The following is a 20,185-nucleotide window of genomic DNA, read 5'->3' on the forward strand; positions in this document are numbered from 1 at the left end:
GGATAAATAATGCGTAAATTTACTTTTATTGCAGCTGCAGTAAGTGTTGCACTACTTGCTGGTTGCCAGCAAGCTACACAACAAGTAACAACAGCACCAGCAGTACAAGCACAACCAGTACAAAATGAAATAGACAAAGCGAATGCTTTTTTTGAAGATACCTTTAACCGCGACGTAATGAGCAGCCCTGTGTATCAAACATACATGGGTATTAAGCAAGATTACGACAAGTGGGACGATGGTAGCGAAGCTAAAAAATTAAAAGATTTTGCACAAACCAAAGCTGACTTAGTAACGCTTAATAGCATTAATCGTGCTCAGCTTGATGATGCAACTAAAGTAAGTTACGACTTAAAAAAACAAGATCTTGAAAACTCAATTGCTGACTTCAAATGGCGTTACCACAGTTACCCGGTAAACCAAATGTACGGCACTCATTCTATGATCGCTGCATTTTTAATTAATCAACACTCAATTAGTGATGTAAAAGACGCTAAAGCGTATATATCTCGCTTAAACGGTGTGCCAGCAGTATTTGATCAGTTAATTACTGATTTAGAAGTACGTGCTGAAAAAGGTATTATTGCCCCTAAGTTTGTATTCCCGCATGTTATCGACTCAAGCAAAAATATTATTAAAGGCGCTCCATTTGAGCAAGACGACGACTCTACTTTACTTAGCGACTTTAAACGTAAAGTTAATAAACTAGAGATCAGTCAAAGCGAAAAAGACAGCCTAACCGCTGATGCAGTAGATGCTTTAAAGTCGGCTGTTAAACCGGCTTACTCTAAACTGATTAATTACATAGCCCAACTTGAAAAGCGCGCAGATAACCGCGACGGCGCATGGAAATTTCCTGACGGCGAAGCGTTTTATAACAATGCGTTAAAGCGCACTACTACAACAGACCTAACAGCAAAAGAAATACACGCTATTGGCCTTGCTGAAGTGGCTCGTATTCATGACGAAATGCGCGCCATAAAAGATAAAGTAGGTTTTAAAGGCGATTTAGCTGCTTTCATGCAGTTTATGAAAACCGACAAGCAGTTTTATTTACCAAATACTGATGCCGCTAAAGAGCAATATATTAGCCAAGCAACCGACCTAATTAATAATATGAAGTCGCGTCTTGATGAGTTATTTATTGTAAAACCAAAAGCCGATATGATTGTAAAACGCGTTGAAGCATTTCGTGAAAAAGCAGCTGGCAAAGCGTTTTATCAACAACCGGCACCAGATGGCTCTCGCCCAGGTGTTTACTACGCTAACCTTTACGACATGGAAGCTATGCCTACTTACCAAATGGAAGCACTAGCCTATCATGAAGGCATTCCGGGACATCATATGCAAATTGCTATTTCGCAAGAGCTAGAAGGCGTGCCTAAGTTTCGTAAATTTGGTGGCTACACTGCTTATATTGAAGGTTGGGGCTTATACTCTGAGCTAGTACCAAAAGAAATGGGCTTATACGAAGACCCATATTCTGACTTTGGTCGTCTTTCGATGGAATTATGGCGCGCAGCACGTTTAGTGGTTGATACAGGTATTCACGCTATGCAGTGGAACCGCCAACAAGGTATTGATTACTACGTAAATAACACGCCTAATGCGACCTCTGACGGGGTTAAAATGGTTGAGCGTCACATTGTAATGCCATCGCAAGCAACTGCTTATAAAGTGGGTATGCTGAAGATTTTAGAACTGCGTGAAAATGCAAAGCAGCAACTAGGTGATAAGTTTGATATTCGCCAGTTCCACGACGTAGTGCTTAAAAATGGCCCAGTACCACTTAACGTACTAGAAAACTTTGTTAATCAGTGGATAGCAAGTAAACAAGCTTAACTTGCTATAACTCAGTAACAATATAGAAGGTCGCTTATGCGGCCTTTTTTTGTTTTATAAGCCAATTGTTTAAGCTAGAGTAGGTAATAATAAACTAAGGAGATAAGCCATGGAATTATGCATACAATTACTTAACGCACGCCTTGCTAAGTATCAACTCGACGAGCTTGATAACGACTTTAAGCAGTTAACGCCTGCTCAGCAAGCAAGCCAATTAATGCACTTGTATCAAAGCGCGCAGCGAATGAGTGTTAAATATAACTTTATGCAAAATGTGGCAATCCGTATTTTAACCAGTAACCCTTTACCAACATCGTTTATTAGCCAACTAAGCACCCTAGACGCATTAAGCTTTTTTACACCTGCGCTTAAAGTTAACAAGGGTTTTTTGGCGCAAAATGAGGCCGGTAACACTGTGTTGCATACTGTATTTAAACACCCTGATGCAAATAATTTACCGTTTAACTATGTACGTTCGTTAATGTTATTTGAATCTAACGATGACTTATTCAAAGCGCTGGCACAGCCTAACCTGCAAGGGTTAACGCCAGTTGCCTGTTATATTGCTTATGCAAATAAACCGACTACGCCAATAAAGCATGAGTTTTCGGCGCTACTCGCATTAATGGAAATGGAGCAAAAGCAAAATGCACAAGCAAAACAGCAATTATTAAATGTATTACAAAGCAATACGGTAAACGAAACCACGCTTTTATTAAGCGCTGCCTATTTACAGCGCTCAATAACTCAAGTGATTAATTTACTTAGTCAGAAAGATAATATTCCACACTCGTAACCACGCGAATATTTTTGATTTGCGGCGTATTAGAGTCACGATCACTAATGCTAAATTGCCCTTGGCGAGCCGTTTTTATTTTACCTAATTTTGAATTTGAGTCTTTGGCAAATTTAGTCGCAACTTCACGGGCTTTTTCGGTGGCCTCTTGTACCATTGCTGGTTTAATGTCGTTTAAACCAGTGAACATATACTCCACACGGGTTTCGTAGTTATCTTGCACTATGGCAATATTTTGCTTAGCCAGCTGACTTACCTTGCTCAGGGCATTTTTTACTTTGTCGGGCGCATTTGAATAAACAATAATATTAGAGCGCACTATATATCTAAATTGTTGATTTTCGCTGCCGTATTCGCGAGCTTGTTTATCTATAATTGATTGGCTGCCAGTGCTAATTTCTTCATCATCAAAGCCGTGTAACTTTAAAAATGCAATTACTGCATCGTTTTTACCCTCAACTCTACTCACTAACGCTTCTAAGTTATTGTCGGCATCACTAAATTGTAGTGGCCAGATCACGGTATCGGCCAGCACTTCTTGCTCAGCCAATCCTTTTACTTGTACGGTACGTTCCATACCTTTGATATCAAGCGCAGCACCTTTTAAAATAAATCCTAAGCTAATTAGGCCTATACTTAAACAAATAGCCGCAATAACAATATTAAAGTTAGATACTTTATTCATTAAAACTCCCTTGTTAAGCGCCTAAAACAACCCTAAACGCTCGAAAATATAATATAAACAGAGTACATTGTGAAATTACAGATAGCAAATATTAATCAGCATAGGAAAAGCCATGAGTCTCAAGCGTATCAGTCAGTTTTTTAACCCAAGCTCAGTAGCCGTTATTGGGGCATCTAACACGCCAACCCGCGCTGGCTACGTAGTTATGCGTAACTTATTGCAAAGTGGTTTTAAAGGGCCAATTATGCCAGTAACACCAAACCACACTGCGGTGCATGGTGTACTGGCATACCCTAGTATTGATGCCCTACCAAAAGTACCTGATCTCGCGGTTATTTGTACCAATAAAAACACCTTAGACCTTATTATTGAGCAACTTGGAAAACTGGGCTGTCATAATGCCATCATCATTGCTGACGGCTTAAGTAACGCACAAAAACAAACTTTAAAAGAGTGCGCACTTAGCCATCAAGTTACGCTGTTGGGCCCAAATTCTTTAGGGTTATTAATTCCTCATATTGGCCTAAATGCCAGCTTTTCACATACCGTAGCGAGCCCTGGCAAACTCGCTTTCGTTTCACAATCGGCGGCAGTGTGCTCAACCATTTTAGATTGGGCAAAAAATAAAGAAATTGGCTTTTCTTACTTTGTGTCAATGGGCGATTGTCTGGATATTAAATTTACTGAATTGCTCGACTTTTTAGGTCGCGATGCTAAAACTACGGCTATTTTGCTCTACATAGATAACATTGAGGACAGTCGCAGCTTTATTTCAGCCGCTCGAGCGGCTGCTTTTAGCAAACCCGTAATTGTAATTAAAACGGGCAGGACCCATGCGGGCGCTATTGCCGCTGAAGCTCAATCGGGAATAGCGCATAGCTCGGATGCGGTATACGATGCTCTATTTCAGCGCGCGGGTATGTTAAGGGTAAACGATTTACGCGAGCTATTTGCTGCAACGCAAACATTAGCCATGCACCCAAAATTATTAAAAGTAGAGCAGCTCACTATTTTAACCAATGGTGGCGGCCCTGGCGTAATGGCAGTAGATGAGCTAATACAAAGTTCAGGTAAATTAACGCAATTGAGTGACGAGACATGTGATGCACTCAATAAAGTAATTCCTCGCTCAGAGAAGGCCTCAAACCCGGTGGATATTTTTGGTGACTCAGCCCCGAGCCGCTATAAGCAGGCGTTAGAAATTCTACTTAAAGCTCCTGAAGTAAAAAACTTACTGATTATTCACACTCCATCTGCGCTAGCACCTAGCGAAGACTATGCAAATATTATTGTTAAAACCTTACAAGCACTCCCAAAAATGGCGCGCCCGTATGTTATTACTAACTTTACCGGTGAAGATGCCGCCTATGCTGCTAGGCGTGTTTGCGCTAATAACGCGATCCCAACTTATCGTACTCCCGAGGGCGCTGTTGGGGCCTTTATGCACTTAGTTAGTTATCGACGCAATCAAAAGCATTTAACCCAAACACCTGAGTCGAATACCGTAGATACAAAAATTAATAAGTCGGCAGCTAAAGCCTTAGTAAATGAATTTTTAGAAGAAGGACAAAGTTATTTACCGACCCATCAAGCGAGCCAAATTTTAAGTCATTACGGTATTGAGTGTATTCAAACCGAAGTGGCTTACACGCCAACAGAAGCAAAAGAGCAAGCCATTGAGTTAGGGTTTCCGGTGGCGCTAAAATTAATTAGCCCAAGCATTCCTTCAAAATCTGAAGTGGGTGGCGTAGTGCTTAACTTAAATGACGCTCAAGAAGTAGAGCAAACTGCTTTTTCGATGTTATTAAGAATAAAGAACACTTATCCCGATGCCATTATTGATGGTTTTTCGCTACAAAAAATGGCGCCGCGTGCCGGAGCCAACGAGCTGCGAATAGCAATAAAAACAGAGCCTAATTTTGGTCCCGTTATTTTACTAGGAGAAGCAGGCACCGGCCTTGAATACGCACAAGCAGCAGTAGCTTTGCCACCGCTAAATATGAACCTAGCAAAATACTTAATTGCCGCGGCGCACGATAAAGGCGTACTAAAGGATCGTATTCTACCTGAAAAAGTAGATAAATATCGGCTCTGCGCACTGCTTACTCGCATCTCGCAGTTAGTAATTGATCAGCCCGACATTAGTTCCTTAGAGCTCAACCCTATATTAGCCAGTAATGGGCAATTTTTAGTGCTGGACGCCACCATGACCATTAACCGCTATCGAGTGCAAACGCATCGTAAACGTTTATCTATTCGCCCCTACCCGATTGAATTGGTAGAGGCCGTAACGTTAAAAAATAATACCCAAGCGACGCTGCGCCCAATTAAACCAGAAGATGAGCAAGCACATCAGCAGTTCGATCAGTCTTTAACTAAAGAGGATCGCTATAAACGATTTTTTGGGGAGTTAAGGCAGTTTAATCACGACCAACTCGCTAAAATGACGCAAATAGATTACGACCGTGAAATGGCCTTTATTGTATCTCAAACATATCAAGGGCAGCCTCGTACTCTTGGCGTATCGCGCGTTATTATGGATCCTGATAATTTACAGGCCGAATTTGCCGTTGTAGTGCGCTCAGACTGCCAAGGCCTTGGCCTAGGTCGTATATTAATGACAGCCGCAATTGAGCACTGTAAGCGCCAAGGAGTTAAATCTATTGAAGGGATTACTTTACCAGAGAATACCGGCATGATTGAGCTTGCGCGTAAATTGGGCTTTAAAATAAGCCGCGACTTTGAAGAAGGCAGTATAAATATGGTACTTAAACTATAAATGAACTATATACGAAAACTTAGACAAAAAATTGCGCACACTTTTGAAGCCTCTGGAGAGTATCAGCGCGCGGGGCACATACTTGATGTAATGCTGGTTTGTCTCATAATGGTCAACGTAGTTGCCATTGTCCTTGAGTCTGTATCGAGTATTGCTAAACAGTACCATGAAGAATTTTTCTTATTAGAAATTGTTTCCATAACTATATTTTCTATTGAATACATAATACGGCTTTGGACCTGTGTAGACAGAGTTAAATATGCAGCTATTGAGGGCTCAAATACCAAACGACGCTTGCACTATATTTTTTCGCCTTTAGCATTAATTGATTTAATTGCTATATTACCTAGCTTATTGATGTTTTTCTTTATGCTAGATTTGCGCTTTTTACGAGTTTTAAGGTTACTGCGAGTATTTAAGTTAACCCGTTATTCGCGTGCTATGCAGTTGCTGTTACAAGCATTTATTGATGAAGGCAGTACACTTTTAGCGGCATTTTTTATTATGGCCGTGGTGCTTATTTTAGCCTCTTGTGGTATTTACTTGCTTGAACACGATATACAGCCCGATAAATTTGGCTCTATCCCTGCGGCAATGTGGTGGGCTATGGCAACGCTAACTACCGTAGGTTACGGCGACGTAGTACCCATAACACCTATTGGTAAACTATTTGGTGGGGTAATAACCCTAGTGAGTATGGGAATGGTTGCAGTGCCTACCGGTTTACTTGCATCGAGCTTTTCAGAGCAAGTACGCAAACGCCGTCAAGTATTCGAAAATGCAGTACATGAACAGATCACTAACGGCACTCTCAGCGAGGAGCACCTCAGTCACCTTGAAGATCTGCGTTACAAACTAGGGCTGAGTAAACTAGAGGCCAATAAAGCCATAAAAGTTCAGCTTAACGAGCGCAGCGAACACATGTTTTGTAGAAACTGTGGCAAGCGCCCATAAATAGGTTAAAAGTAGTTGTCAGCTTTTAGCTGGCAACTGCACACTAAGGGCTTTCCTTTAATCTTGCTTAAACACGTCGCTCCAATCGCGAGTAATTAAAGGAATAACTGCATTTGTGGGCACAGGTTTACTAAATAAATAACCTTGAAAATAGTCGCAACCAAGTGCTTTTAAAAATACTAATTGATGGGTACTTTCAATGCCTTCTGCCACACATTCTTTATTTAAGCTGTGGGCTAAAGTAAGCGTAGATTGGATAATTGCCTCATCATTAGAATCAACCCCTATATCTTGTACAAAACTACGGTCAATTTTTAATACATCAATAGGAAAGCGCTTCAAATAAGTTAACGATGCGTAACCTGTACCAAAGTCATCCATATAAAGCCTACAACCTAGTTGTTTTAACATATCCATACTCGATAAGGCCTGCTTTGAATCGCGCATTAATATTGATTCTGTTATTTCAAATACAATCGCCTTAGAAGGGATAGCTGCTTTAATTAATGCCTTTTTAATTTCAGGCACCAAGTGTTCAAATTCAAAATCGAGTGCCGATAAGTTAATCGACAAATATAACTCGGGAGCAATTTTGCGCCAAGCCACTAACTCTTCTAAAGCACGGCCCAATGTTTGCAGCATTATTTTTGTAATTAAACCAATACTCTCTGCCGCTAACGAAAACTCTTGAGTGTTCACTAATTGATTTTTTGGCCAGCGTAGCAATACCTCAAAGCCTTCGGTTTTTTGGCTATTAGCACTTATAATAGGTTGATAATAATTACAAAATTCATGCTCTTGATACGCTTTAGTTAACTGCGATTCTAGGTGCAGTGCTTTTTGCACCCGTTGATTCATCTCTTGCTTATAAAACTTATAGCTCCCTTCTAAATTATCTTTAGCGTGGTATAAAGCAATATTGGCAGCTTTTAATAGATCTTTATATTGCTGCGCATCACCTGGATATGTGGCAACACCAATGCTTAAATTAATATTAATTATTTGACCATTAAGGGCAATATTTTTATTAACACAGCCCATTAATTTAGTGCAAACGAGCAATACCTCTTCTATTTGCTGTATATCTTCAACCAACACAACAAATTCATCACCACCAAATCGAGCTACGCTATCGCTGGGGCGTAAGGTACTTTTTAATCGCTCAGCCACTGTTTTAATCAATTCATCGGCAACTTCTCGCCCTAACGAATCATTAAAGTGTTTAAAGCGTTTAATATTAATATGCAGCAAAGCAACCTTGCTGTTATGGCGCTGTGCTTGCTCAATGGCATGTATTACACGGTCATTAAATAATGCCCTATTTGGCAGGCTAGTTAGCTGATCGTAGTTGGCGAGTATATGCAGCTCATTTTCTGCTAATTTTTGTGCATTAATATCGGTTAAAATAACAACGTAACTGGTTAGTCTGTGTTCGTTATCGGCAACTGCACTTATTTTAACAAGCACGTGGCGTTGCTCGTTATTAACCAATGTTACTGTGTCTTCGCAAGAAAAGTGCTCCCCTACATTGAGCTTTTGCATAATGCGCAAGTAATCAAAGCGGCTGCTGCGCGAAATTCCTAAATTAAGTACTCGGCTAGATCGCGGCTCAGCTGGGAAGTTAAACGCAGTTTGCAAGGATTTATTAGAGGCGCGTATATTAAAGTTTTTATCGAGTATAAATACCCAATCGCGAGTTTGCTCAAAGGCTGCTGCGAATAAGCGAGCATGCTCTTCAAACACCATTTCACGGGTCATATTGGTGTAAGTTCCGGCCACTTTTTGCGGTAATTTATTATGCCACTCTACTACTTTGCCAAAATCTTTGTACCAGCGCCAATGCCCTTTTGCATGCCTAAGCCTGTAGGTACAATTAAAAGATCCTTTATCTGTAGATAAAAACTCTAACCACTCCAATCTAAATAAAGGTCTGTCTTGTGGGTGTATTTTTACTAAATAGTCATCTAAATTTACGCATTCAACGCTGTAGCCTAATTCATTTATTAACCGCGGTTGATAAATACTAAGGCTGCTTGACTGCCAGTCCCAAACCCCGGATTCACTGCCCTCTAGTGCCAGTTTTAAACGCGCTTCGCTTTCTTTACTTTCTTTGTGAGCTGCCAATAAAATACGCTGTATTTTATTGCGGCGCATTACCCAAGCAACCACTAAAGCAATTAGCAATAATGCATATAGCACCACAAAATAAGGGGCACGCCATAGTGGGTATTTCACTTTTATTTTTAAACTAGCGGGCGACGTATATTCGCCGGTTAATGGGTCTTTAGCCCACACTTTTAATTGGTAGTTACCCGGATTTAATTTTGGAAATAACACTCTGTTGTTACGGGTATAACTTTTTTGCCCGTTATCGAGCTGATACTCATAAATAATCCGCTCTTGAAAACTAAACGACATTGCCGAAAAAGCTATTTCTAAACCTATATCGTCATGATTTAATGTTATTTCTTCAAGTGGTTGCTGTAAATTAAGCGACAAGTTTCGCGACATTAAATTGATCCGAGTAATATTAACGTGATCAATTAACGCTTTGGTGTTTTGATTGTTCATTGGGTGAAAATAGGTAAAGCCTTTTAGGCTACCATAAGCAATACGCCCATCTTTTAAATGTGCCATAGCGCCGCTGTTAAATTCTGCAGAGAGCAGCCCTTCTGACGTAGTAAATTGCTGAAAATGCAGTGTAGTCGGGTTTAAACGCCAAATGCCTTTATGACTACTCATCCAAATCATGCCATCGTCATCAAGCACCATATCGTACAATAAGGTACCCAATTTGTTTTTGTCTAAATCAATAGTATGAACAAGTTCATACGTTAAGGCATCAATGCCAATCAGGCCAAAGTTGGATAACGAGAGCCATAAAATATTATTACGATCAACTTCATACGACAGCACATTTATGGCAACATTTTCATGTTGTTTAGGAACCTTATATATTATTTTTAGAGTTAAACTGTGAGGATTAACTTGATATAAAATCCCACCACTAAAAAATAAAGGCTTATCTGGTTGTGTCGATAATGGTGGTAAAAACCCATGCGCTAAAAAAGGGTCAAACTGAGTAAACTCGCCCTCTAACTGGGTTAGTTGCTGGGTATTAATATTATACATAAGCATGCCATGATCTGAGTGCACATAGTACAAGTTACCATCGGGCATTAAAGTAACACCATGAACCCAGCCGGCGATCAGCTTTTGGTTGCTCGGATTTTGTGTTTGCGGCTCAGTTAATTGCAGGCTAACAGGGTCAAAAATAAATAAACCTCTGTTGGAGTGCAGCCATAATTTATTTTTATAAGGCATTATTTTATAAATAGTAAATTCAGTAGTTAGCAAATCAACTTTAAAATCTTGTAAATACGTTTTGCCTATATTTGTTTTTAAATCAACTTCAGTTAAACCATTATGCGTAGCTAGCCATAGCTTGTCTTTATACTCAGTAATACCCCAAATAGAATGATGCGATAAGCCGTCACCGCCAAGCATGCTGCCCTCAACATTGGTAAACTGATAGTTATTATTGGCTAAATAAAACGCCCCATCTGTTTTAGTGGCCACCCATGTTCCACCAGAATTATCTTTAACCATATCAATAATACTCGTATCGGCTAGGGTATATTTACTTTGGTTAATGCGGGTGTTTTTTATTATTTCCCCCGTTTTTAAATTAAACTTGAACAACCCTTTATCAGTGGCTAAATCAATTTTTTCATGGTCATTTGTAATTTGCCAAATATTTAAATTATCAAGCAATACACTATTGTTAAATGCCACATCGGGGCGCTCAAACATGCTCGATAAATTGCTAATATCAACTTGGTACAACCCTTTAACAGCGCCCACTAATAGCTGATTATTGTTAGCAATAGCAAATGACTTCACATTATTTTGGTAAATATGCTCAGCTTCTGCGCGTAAATGCTCTAATGGCCGCACTTTTTCACTGGCAATATCAAACACATAAGCACCATGACTAGTACCAATAAATATATAGCCATTATAATAAAATAGCTTTCTAACTAGGGTACTTTTGTATTTACTCGGAAGCTCAAAAATAGTGGTTATTTCACCACTTTCAATATCAAGCTTTGCAAAGTCACGGCCTCGGCCAATCCAGAGGGTTTTATCATCTATTGCTAACATGCTAAAAACAGATTGATTAATTATCTGCTCTTCGCTTAGCGGCTTTTCTAAAAACTGTTTATAAGAATCGGTAGCTGGATCATAGCGAAATAGCCCTGCCAGCAGTGAGGCAATCCAAATATGCCCTTGGGTGTCTTGATATATGCGGTCAATAATAGCTTCTTCAAGCTCACCATTAGGCCCGTTAATTAGCATTACTTGGTAGCCATCATAACGGTTAAGGCCACCTTCTGTTGCCAGCCATAAGTAACCTTTATTATCAATAAGCATAGTATTAACATAGCTTTGAGATAGCCCCTCACTAGGAGATAAACGCTTCACTTGTGCGTTTATTTGGCTGCTCATTATTAGCATAAGTGCGAGCAAGCAACTTATTGTTCTGTTAATAGCTTTACCCATTCTTGATCCCACTTATTATGTTGCTTTTGATAGGTATTTGACAGCGACGATATACGATATTGGCACACACCAAAAGCAATACTAAGGAATGATTGTATGTTAACATCGAGTTAAAACCAATAGTGCGGTATAAATCAGGTCTACTTTTAGAGATGAATGTATAAATCCTATAAACTAAAGAGGTTTTAAATCAACTCGAGCTGCTCAAGTAAGCACAACATTAGCCTAACATTAGTGCTAAATACCTTTCAAATTGTTGCTTTAAAGAAGCTTGCTCTGCAATAGGGCGGCTATGGAGGGTGTTATATATTTGCTCACGTGTTTTTTTCCCGCGCTTAATTTGATACGCCCAAAAAGAAGCCTCATAATCTAACTGAATTTGATACTTTTGTTCACGAGGTAAATTACATAAATTAAAACTCACAGTAACTCCTATTACTTACTAAAGATGTTTTATTATACTTATAAATAGTTATGAATGCTGCTTTAATAAAGCATCTAGGCCAACAAGCTTAGTCAGCTAAATGCTATATTATGTTTGGGGATTTAATAGCTTATTGGCTCAGATAATTACGAATTTAATCAACAAAGGGCACGCCCCCTAACTAAAAGTCAAAACCTTGCTGATTAATTAATTCGCTAGCGGCAGTAACGTCTAGTTTTTTTTGTATAAAACGCTTGTAGCGCTGCTGGCACAAATTTAATACTTTTTTCTTTTGTGCGTTGGTTAACGAGTTCCATAAAAAACGCTCATCGCGGCTACGATAACAACCTTTACAATACCCCCTATTATTAACCAAACAAATACTCTTGCAAGGGCTTGGAATATCAAATATTTCAATTTGTTGCATTGCCCCTCCCCACACTTATAAAGATACAGGTTAAGTATAGCGTTATTTACTCAAAGAGCAGCTTTGTGAGTAATTAGCTCTGGACGTTTAGTAAATCTCTTAACCAGATAAAATGTAGGTATCAGCCGGGGCATAAACCACAGCCCAACATGCGCTGAAGCTGTAATACAAATTTACTTCGCTTTAGCTAAAGTGCCGTAACAAAAAGCAACTTTAGCTATTAGCTTTCAGTAATAAAAATACTTTAAATAAATACTGAGTGACTTTTATCGCTTACTAAAAGCTAAAATATAATCGCCAAAAAACTGCTTTTAGCTTTTAATGCTCACAACTTTTAATATTTACTTCTGCTTTACGATGATATGGCTTTGCATACATAGCTAATACCAAAGGTTTAAGCTCTTCGGGCACTTTATCCATACGTTTTGCAAACTTTGCAGCGTCGGCTTTATTAATGACCGCTTCTGTACAGCCGCCTGCTATAAAGTTACCTGGGTGCAAATAAAATGAATCTATTATTTGTTTATCTATTGTTTTAGCCAGCTCATCTGCGCTGTCGCAATGTGACTCTATCGGCTGTCCAAAAGCTAAATGAATATGTCCTTTAGATGAGCTAAAACCTTCAACAATACTGGCTATGTCTTCACCTACAGATTTTACATATTGACCATGGTGTTGTTTATGATAAAGCTCTTTTGCTTTAGCAATTGCGCAGGGTTCGTATTGATACGATATTGATACCGGCACTATTTTTAACTCTTTAATATAATCGCCAAATTCTTTTTTTTGCTTACGCCCATTTAGTTGTAGCATCTTTAGTAGTGCCGGATCGGTTTGATCTACACCGTCTTTTGCTCGCCCTTCTTTTTGCGCTATCCAAATAGAGTTTCCTGCTGTTAGTGAGTCATAAATATAGGAAGATAACTGCGTTAATGCTTTAAGCATTTCTTTAGGCGCTTTTGCAGATCGCTTTACTATAAAGCTTTTATTTAATCGCATAAGCTCAGTGATATAGGGTCTTTGCAATAAATTATCTCCTATTGCAATGCGCACTGTTTTCATTTTATGTTGAAACAATCCCCAATTTACTAAAGCCGGATCGAGCACAATGTCACGATGATTCGATATAAATAAATAGGCCTGATTAGGGTCTAGTTTATCCAACCCTGAAAAAGTGACTTCTGACGTAGTGCGTTTTACTAACTTATTTAAATACTTTGCAACTTCATTTTGTACATCTTCAACGCTATTAATTTGGCCCCATTTTTTACGTAGTTGCTGTCTAATTAATGGTCGTGCAACAAATGGAATTGCCGATAAAATGCGTGGTAAATTGTACTTTGCAATTACATCAATAAATGCATTATCGTCAATTAAACGCTTCAGCGAAGTGGCAACTTCATCATCATTGTAAGGTCTTATGTCAGCGTACTTATCTTCTAATTCAATCATTTAGCGCATCTACAAAGTTAAAAACGGCACGCCAAAGCGCACCGTCGTGTCTAATTTTGATTATAACTCAATCAAAAATACGAAACTAGCAATACTAAAGTTCGATTTACCTAGTTCAAATAGAGTTATAGTTTAGTCGGCAAGTTTATAAGTTTGCACACTTGATGCAACTTACATTGCCCTGTTGTTATTTATAGTGAATATTAGTTAAAGCAAATAGCTTTACTAAAGCTGCATGGCGACGGCAGTACAACAAAATAGCCGTAAAGGGTAGCATGTAACAACTAACCTAGTGGGCAGACCACATTTAAGTTGGCCTACGTTTTTACGACTTTAAAATTAACAAAGTGTATGCTTTATAGTACTTTAGTGTATTAATCTTGCATACGTATGCTGCGCTGTATTTGCTTTCATTAGTACTGCAAATATTTCCAACCTCAAATCAAGCAATGCAAGCATTGCAAATAACTCTCTTAAATGGGGTTTAATTTTAGGAAAAAATATGAAAATTACTATTCTCGATAATGCGACTCTTGCTAAAACATCACTTGATTGTATTGCTCAATTAGGTGAGCTTACCGTTCATGAATTAACAAGTGCGGAGCAAGTTGTTGCTCATAGTAAAAATGCTGACGTTTTAATTACCAACAAAGCAGTTGTAAACCGTGAAACTATGAGCCAATTAAAATCACTAAAGCTAATTTGTGTTAGTGCCACTGGTACTAATAATGTAGATTTAGTAGCAGCTAAAGAGCTTGGTATTGCAGTAACTAACGTTGCCGGCTATTCAACCCCCTCTGTAGTACAACATACCTTTTCTTTAATCACTAATTTATTAGGTAATACACATCGCTACCAAGCAGACTGCCAGCAAGGTGCATGGCAAAAAAGTGAAATGTTTTGCCGCCTAGATTATAGCTTTAACGATTTACAAGACAAAACATTCGCTATTATTGGTGGTGGAACCCTTGGTAGCGCGGTTGCAACGGTTGCTAGCGCTTTTGGCGCAAATGTAATTACTGCCGAGCGCAAAGGGACACAGTGCCGTGAAGGTCGTATCCCTTTTGAACAAGCAATTAAAACCGCCGATATAATTAGTGTGCACTGCCCATTAACCGATGAAACTCGCGATCTAATTACACTCAATGAGCTTAAAATGATGAAGCCAAGTAGCATTATCATTAATACTGCACGTGGCGGCATTATTAACGAAGCAGACTTAGCAACCGCTCTTGAGCAAAACTTAATTGCAGGTGCCGGGGTTGATGTGCTGACTAAAGAGCCCGCTGAACTAACTAACCCACTGGCTAATTATAAAGGCAATAACTTACTGCTTACGCCACATATTGCTTGGGCAAGCACAGAGTCAATTGTACGTTTGGTAAATGAGGTAAGTTTAAATATTATGGCGTTTACGCAGCAGCAATCACGTAATCGCTTAGTGTAATACCTTGCTGTAGTGCCCTGCTGTAATGCCCAGCTGTGTAGCTCTAAAAAGCGCTACACTTTTTTAAATGTGTTCATCCGAAAATTAACTATTAAACGCCAATAACGTTGGCGTTTACTTTACAAATAAAAGTTTAATTAGCGGGCAACAACTTGATTACGGCCACCCTCTTTCGCTGCATATAAACCTAAATCAGCTTCTTCTAAAAGTGCCTGCTCAGTTTCAATACTTGCGTTTTCAGTACTAGCTACACCAATACTAATAGTTACATGCTCAGCATTAAGCGATGCTTTATGCGCTATATTTAATGCATTAACAGCATTACGTAGCTTATTTGCAAAGCCTGTCGCTTCAGCTTTATCTACACCGGGTAAAACGGCTGCAAACTCTTCTCCGCCATAGCGTGCAATAAAGTCACTGCCACGCTCACATTGTGCCGCAAGTGCTTGAGCCACCGCTTTTAAGCAGTCATCGCCAGCTCGGTGCCCATAAGTATCGTTGTAACGCTTAAAGTGATCTATATCCATAAGTAGCACTGAAAGTGGTGTGTTGTTGCGCTTACTTTTACGCCATTCACGAGATAGGTTTTCGTCTAGGTTGCGTCTATTGGGTATTTCGGTTAGGCCATCAATCGAAGCTAACATTTCAAGCAAATCATTTTTTTGCTTAATAAGCAGTTGATTACGTACTCTTACGCGCACAATTGATGAACAAAATGGCTTAGTTATATAATCCATTGCGCCTAGTTCTAAACCTTTAGACTCGTCATCATGGCTGCTATTTGCCGATATAAAAATAACCGGGATCATTTGCGTTGCTGAATCTTCTTTTAATTTAACCAGTACTTCGTAGCCATTCATCCCTGGCATAACAATATCGAGTATAATTAAATCAACTTGTGTTGTTTTTATAAAAGTAAGCGCTTCGTCACCACTTTTAACTAAAAACACCTCATGCTCATCGCTAAGTGTTTTTTCGAGTACAATTCGATTAAGAGCATCATCATCAACAATTAATACTTTAGCTTTTTTTGACATCCATTGCCCCTAAAACGTTTATAAAAACAACCACCTGTTCTAACTGCATAATAAGCTCTTTCGTTGTTATTTCAACAGCTTTATCGGTTGTTTTAAGATCTTTTTCAGTTTGCTGTGCACATTGCGACAGTCGACTAAAGCCTAAATTACCCGCTACGCCTTTAATACTATGCGCTATACGAATTAAGTCATCTTTATTATTACTTATTTTGAGCTGCGCTAATTGAGTTTTGCACACACTAGCAAATTTACCGATCATAGTGTTAAGCAGTGTTTCGTTTAAACTAAACTGAGTTAAAGCAAATGAGTACTCAAAAAAGCTCGGCTTATAAGGTGCTAAATCGGTTATTGCACCTATAAGCACTTCTGCAACCACAGGTTTAGTTAAATGCTTATTCATGCCACACGCTAAAGAGCGTTCAATATCTGCAGGCTCACAATGAGCGGTTAGTGCAAAAATAGGTAATTGCTCTGCACTATACTGCTGCCTAATTAAAGTTGTTGCTTGGCAACCATCTAAATGAGGCATTTGCACATCCATTAAAATTAAGTCTGGCATTAAATTCGGTAATAATGCCATACCATCAATGGCACTGGTGGCTGTAACCACATTAATTTTTGCTTGGCGTAACACGCTGCTAATTATTTCTAAGTTTAATTGATTATCGTCAATCGCTAACACTAACAGACCCGACACACTTGGGTTTAATTTCGTTGTATTCGTTATTTTTAAAGCTGACTCTAAATTTAAATTAAACAATCGCTGTGCAAGCGCTGACGTTTTAATATGCTGTACAGTTAAACCCATGCTGATCGGCAAATTTAACCTTGGTTGATTACTTACAACAATAAGCGTAATTGCTTTTGCAAATAAAATATCTTTAATTACTGCTACCGCTAATAAAGCAGGTAAATCTGCTGCACCTATAATTAATTGCTTGGCTTTTAAATGCTCCCGAGGAGATTTTAATATTTGCTCTAAATTAGTATAAGTAAGCGTAGGGAATGCATTTATAACCTGAGTTAATTCGTGACTATGCGCTGATAAAATAACTAATGTATTATCAGGTAGCTGCTTACAAGCAGGTACAACATCTAATAAAACACTAAAGTAAAACTCACACCCTTCGCCTTTTTCACTATTTAGCGCTATTTCGCCACCCATTAACAGCACTGCCGACTTTACAATAGCCAGCCCTAAGCCCACGCCATGATGAGTTCGCGTAGATGACTCATCCCCTTGGGTAAAGGCATCGAATAAGCGCCTTTGATCGGCTTTATCTATGCCAACTCCGGTATCTATTACCTTAAAGCAAATATGTTGTTGCTCTGAGGTATCACTTGGTAATAAATCCATTTTAAGGGTAATACTACCGGTTTTAGTAAATTTAACAGCATTAGTTAATAAGTTACCTAATACTTGCTGTAAGCGAATGCTGTCGCATATAAGGTTGGGGGCAATTAAGGGATCAATATCAATAATTAATTCAATCCCTTTGTTTTCACATAAAGGTGCCGTTAAACTTTCACAAATATCAACCAACTCAACAATGCTAAATGGCGCGAGTTTTAACTGCGCTGCCACACTTTCTACCCGTGCAAAATCCAGCATTCTGTTAAGCATTAACAACAAGCTGTGTGCTGCGTGCTTAGCTTGCGCGGTTTGTTCTAATTGTTTTGGCGTAAGTCCTTGCTCAATAAGCATATCAAGTAAACCAAATACCGCATTTAGCGGTGTGCGGATCTCATGACTTAAATTAGCAATAAATCGACTTTTTGCTAATGTGGCGCGCTCTGCATCATGTTTTGCTTTGGTTAATATACTTATATCTTGAATATGAATAACATAATACAGCGGCTCGGCATTTTCATTCCACACTAACGACACGCTCAGCTGTAACCAATCTGCCAGTTCGCCGTGCGCTAAAGTTAAATGGTATACCCGTTTTTTATTATTTAGTAATTGCGCCAACGTGGCTTTAATTTCTTGCCATTGGGGGTTACTAAACACTCGATTTAAAGGCGCTCCCGCCAATAAATTTTGTTCAGAAGATAGCTCTCTAGCCGCTTTATTCGCTTGTAAAATAGTATGATCAAGCGAAAGTAACACCACTCCATTAGCCGCAAACTCTATCGCACTTCTAAATTTAGTTTCTGATTCTTTTAATGCATGTAGGGTTTGCTGTTGCTCGGTTATGTCGCGGCCAATCCCCATAACGCCTAACAGTTGTTGCTGTTCATTATAAAATGGCGCTATGGTTAATAAGTAAGAGCGTTCTGCGCTATCAATACGTTGTTGAATTTGCGTGCGATTGTGTAGTACTTGTTGCTCTAGCTTACTAATTTTTTTACTATCGCTGCTCTCATTTTCTATTAATTTACCAACTAGCTCAGCTTGCTTTTTACCAATAAATGTTTCAAAAGCTTTATTACAACCTAAAAATAAGCCATCAATACTTTTAAAATAAATAAAGTCAGGAACGTTATTAAGTACAGTATTAAGTAAAGCTAAATGACGCTCTTTGGCTTCGTAGCTGCTGGTTAGTTTTTCAGACTGTAGCTGCAATTTTTTATCTAAATCTTTATTAACGTTCTGTAGGGATTCGACCAGCTGAGTATTTTTAGCAAATATAGCTTTTACCTTTAAAAACCATGGCTGCCAATTTAAAGGAATTTTATAGTTTAACTGCTCGCCAGTTACAGTGTCGTTATGCTCTAGATAACGCATTAAAAAGGTCATCGGCTTGATAAAAATACGCTGGCTCAACCAAAAAAACACGCTAAACATAATGCTTAAAAACACGGTTAAAAATATAAATTCTATCGCTGTTTCGTAAATAATCGGCGCAGATAACTGCTCTATTGGCTCATGGTAGGCAGCATGTATAGGGTAGTTACCAATTGGCTGCATTAAAAACTGATTACCTTTAACTTCCTTAGTATTATTGTGCTCTATTAATACTGCCGGCCAATATTGATTTAACTTAACAGCTTTGTTTATCAACTTTTGTGAGCTGGCAATAACCTCATGATACTGATTCATAAATATATATTCGCCTTGCTGCGGCGATACTTTTTTTAGCCAATTAGAAATAGCTTGTAAGTCATAAATAAGAACTATGTAATCTTGGGAGTTAATATCTTGTTGTCGGCCAATGGCAAAGTAGGCTTTATTAGCAACTTTAATAATTTGGCTAGAGCTGAGTTGCTCGGTTAAAAGTGGTGGTTTAAATTTGCCTTTTAAAATATCAGTTAAAAAGGCACTTTGGCTACGATCTCGCCTGGCAACGTAAGCAAAACCTTGCTCATCAACATAAGCAACTGCACTTAATGACTGTATTAGCGCTAACGTGGTGTTAAATGAAGGGGCTAACATGACGACTTTTTGCCAGCGTAATAAGGCACTTTGCGATTGAGAAAATTCGCCAGCACCTACTATTTCGCCATTTAAATTACTTAAATACCGATAGTAATAGTCATCATACTGATTAACGTGCAATGGCATTGTGCTATCTGCTAAATGCGGCTTAGGTTGGTGATACAAATTAAACATAGTGGTAAATAAGTTATTTACCCCAGCCATAGTATGTTCAATTTGCGCCGATACATTAGCAAAATCGCCATGGCGCTTTTCTATCGCACGTTCAACCTTAATATTGTAAAGGTGCAAACATAATAATAAAGCCACAAACAAAGGCACGGCCAAAGCCACAACTAAAGAGCGGTAATAATCTTTTAAGGGTAAAAACTTCAACTGTTTGCCTGTTTTATGGCTCAAT

Annotated in this window: 12 protein-coding genes; 5 read left to right on the forward strand and 7 right to left on the reverse strand. The window is 38.8% G+C overall.

The features are described 5' to 3' along the window. Positions 1–9 precede the first annotated feature (9 nt). Positions 10–1,842, forward strand: a complete 1,833-nt coding sequence (locus H5058_RS00760) for a DUF885 family protein (protein ID WP_179806949.1) — start codon at positions 10–12, stop codon at positions 1,840–1,842. Between the two features lie 109 nt (positions 1,843–1,951). After that, positions 1,952–2,638, forward strand: coding sequence for a hypothetical protein (locus H5058_RS00765; RefSeq protein ID WP_182676529.1), 687 nt, complete (start codon positions 1,952–1,954; stop codon positions 2,636–2,638). Here H5058_RS00765 and H5058_RS00770 read toward each other — a convergent pair. Next, positions 2,607–3,323 (reverse strand): SIMPL domain-containing protein, encoded by a 717-nt coding sequence (locus H5058_RS00770; protein ID WP_011329260.1) that lies wholly within the window; start codon positions 3,321–3,323, stop codon positions 2,607–2,609. The genes H5058_RS00765 and H5058_RS00770 overlap by 32 nt on opposite strands. 112 nt (positions 3,324–3,435) lie before the next feature. Between H5058_RS00770 and H5058_RS00775 the strand changes: the two genes are divergently transcribed. Together H5058_RS00775 and H5058_RS00780 are read left to right on the forward strand one after the other, a co-directional pair. After that, positions 3,436–6,102: a bifunctional acetate--CoA ligase family protein/GNAT family N-acetyltransferase gene (locus H5058_RS00775; protein WP_182676531.1), complete on the forward strand. Its 2,667-nt coding sequence runs from the start codon at positions 3,436–3,438 to the stop codon at positions 6,100–6,102. Then, positions 6,103–7,056 (forward strand): ion transporter, encoded by a 954-nt coding sequence (locus H5058_RS00780; RefSeq protein ID WP_011329262.1) that lies wholly within the window; start codon positions 6,103–6,105, stop codon positions 7,054–7,056. A gap of 57 nt (positions 7,057–7,113) precedes the next feature. On the opposite strand, the gene H5058_RS00785 is transcribed toward H5058_RS00780, so the two are convergent. From H5058_RS00785 to H5058_RS00800, 4 genes are all read right to left on the reverse strand, one after another. Next, entirely contained in the window at positions 7,114–11,619 is a 4,506-nt protein-coding gene (locus H5058_RS00785; RefSeq protein WP_182676533.1) for an EAL domain-containing protein, read from the reverse strand. A gap of 220 nt (positions 11,620–11,839) precedes the next feature. After that, entirely contained in the window at positions 11,840–12,043 is a 204-nt protein-coding gene (locus H5058_RS00790) for a DUF3283 family protein (RefSeq protein ID WP_011329264.1), read from the reverse strand. A gap of 181 nt (positions 12,044–12,224) precedes the next feature. After that, complete coding sequence (locus tag H5058_RS00795; RefSeq protein ID WP_011329265.1) at positions 12,225–12,470, reverse strand: DUF1289 domain-containing protein; 246 nt, start codon at positions 12,468–12,470, stop codon at positions 12,225–12,227. 318 nt (positions 12,471–12,788) lie between these two features. Then, on the reverse strand, positions 12,789–13,922 hold the full coding sequence (locus H5058_RS00800) for a 1-acyl-sn-glycerol-3-phosphate acyltransferase (protein ID WP_011329266.1): 1,134 nt from the start codon (positions 13,920–13,922) through the stop codon (positions 12,789–12,791). A 502-nt stretch (positions 13,923–14,424) separates the two neighbouring features. Here H5058_RS00800 and H5058_RS00805 point away from each other — a divergent pair. Further along, the gene (locus H5058_RS00805) at positions 14,425–15,369 is read left to right on the forward strand and encodes a D-2-hydroxyacid dehydrogenase (protein ID WP_011329267.1); all 945 of its coding nucleotides are present in this window, start codon (positions 14,425–14,427) and stop codon (positions 15,367–15,369) included. Positions 15,370–15,506: 137 nt separating this feature from the next. Here H5058_RS00805 and H5058_RS00810 read toward each other — a convergent pair whose 3' ends face one another. Continuing rightward, complete coding sequence (locus H5058_RS00810; RefSeq protein WP_011329268.1) at positions 15,507–16,406, reverse strand: diguanylate cyclase; 900 nt, start codon at positions 16,404–16,406, stop codon at positions 15,507–15,509. Next, a complete protein-coding gene (locus tag H5058_RS00815) occupies positions 16,390–20,160 on the reverse strand; it encodes a PAS domain-containing hybrid sensor histidine kinase/response regulator (RefSeq protein ID WP_182676535.1) in 3,771 nt (1,256 codons plus the stop codon). Before H5058_RS00815 ends, H5058_RS00810 begins: the two co-directional genes overlap by 17 nt. Between the last annotated feature and the right edge of the window lie 25 nt (positions 20,161–20,185).

It is taken from the genome of Pseudoalteromonas sp. SR45-4, assembly GCF_014163535.1.
Lineage (GTDB): Bacteria > Pseudomonadota > Gammaproteobacteria > Enterobacterales > Alteromonadaceae > Pseudoalteromonas > Pseudoalteromonas nigrifaciens.

Coding starts and splice junctions, on each gene's coding strand:
- H5058_RS00760 (WP_179806949.1), top strand. CDS start 10: ATGCGTAAATTTACTTTTATTGCAGCTGCAGTAAGTGTTGCACTACTT.
- H5058_RS00765 (WP_182676529.1), top strand. CDS start 1,952: ATGGAATTATGCATACAATTACTTAACGCACGCCTTGCTAAGTATCAA.
- H5058_RS00770 (WP_011329260.1), bottom strand. CDS start 3,323: ATGAATAAAGTATCTAACTTTAATATTGTTATTGCGGCTATTTGTTTA.
- H5058_RS00775 (WP_182676531.1), top strand. CDS start 3,436: ATGAGTCTCAAGCGTATCAGTCAGTTTTTTAACCCAAGCTCAGTAGCC.
- H5058_RS00780 (WP_011329262.1), top strand. CDS start 6,103: ATGAACTATATACGAAAACTTAGACAAAAAATTGCGCACACTTTTGAA.
- H5058_RS00785 (WP_182676533.1), bottom strand. CDS start 11,619: ATGGGTAAAGCTATTAACAGAACAATAAGTTGCTTGCTCGCACTTATG.
- H5058_RS00795 (WP_011329265.1), bottom strand. CDS start 12,470: ATGCAACAAATTGAAATATTTGATATTCCAAGCCCTTGCAAGAGTATT.
- H5058_RS00800 (WP_011329266.1), bottom strand. CDS start 13,922: ATGATTGAATTAGAAGATAAGTACGCTGACATAAGACCTTACAATGAT.
- H5058_RS00805 (WP_011329267.1), top strand. CDS start 14,425: ATGAAAATTACTATTCTCGATAATGCGACTCTTGCTAAAACATCACTT.
- H5058_RS00810 (WP_011329268.1), bottom strand. CDS start 16,406: ATGTCAAAAAAAGCTAAAGTATTAATTGTTGATGATGATGCTCTTAAT.